The following is a 925-nucleotide window of genomic DNA, read 5'->3' as shown; positions in this document are numbered from 1 at the left end:
GGGTTTTACCTGTGTGATAAAGCTAATTTCATCACTGGACAAGGCAGATGCTTTATCATCTATAATACCGCATGCATCATAATTGCCCTTAAGGAATTGTAGTGAACCAGGTTCCCAATATGTCGTCCCCGCCAATTCATCCACTTGTGTCATCCAAACATCTGCACCTGTTAATGCTTGTAAAGTTCCAGCATAGCCGAAATGATCTGGATGATAATGAGTAAGTACGATATCATTAACATCGTGTTTTTCAATTATGGGATTCCATATATCCCTTGTTACTTTGTTGTTCAATCCTGTATCAATAATTGTCCACCCTTTTTCACCTTCTGCTAGAAAACAATGAACGTGGTCCAATCTAAAAGGCAATGGAATGGTAACTTGAGTAACTTCCAATTCATTCAGCAAGTCTAATTCTCCTTCCAATTTAGTATCGATTATCTTCTCGAATTCCAATCCCGTTATTTATCGCCGAGTAATTACGCGATACCTTTTAAGGGAGATTGTTTGGTTATCAAACTTTTCAAGCAATTAGTTAATAGAAGTAACTATTAAATAAAGTATATAATTTATTAATTCGACGCGTACTCTGATGTTCCTMTAATCAATATCCTTGGATTTATCGATAATGTTATAAAAATCAAATTATTATTTTCTTTAAATAGTTGAGTTGCTGTATAAAGCACCACGATAATCTTAAATCAAATTCAATTCTTGTAGAAATTATTCTATTAGAGAGGCCATTTATCTTGCTTATTCCATTTTAATCACTACTAGTTAACTTAATGAAAAAGAACCGCCATCATTATATGATGGCAGTTCTTCCAGACTGTAGACAAACTCGATGAAAATCGAGTTTGTCTACAGTTTTTTTAAGGGGTTGTAAAAATTCGAACGTTGATTTCCACTCCAGGCACTCGCTTTC

Annotated in this window: 1 protein-coding gene; it reads right to left on the bottom strand. The window is 34.4% G+C overall.

Annotation, left to right across the window (positions count from 1 at the left end; translation table 11 throughout):
• Positions 1 to 408: MBL fold metallo-hydrolase (locus AC1DUW_RS30605; RefSeq protein ID WP_477644418.1), on the bottom strand; the 408-nt coding region annotated here is incomplete at its 3' end.
• Positions 409 to 925: the final 517 nt, after the last annotated feature.

This window comes from Peribacillus sp. P4_C12 (genome assembly GCF_056402095.1).
This window is presented reverse-complemented; position numbering and strand designations above follow the sequence as displayed.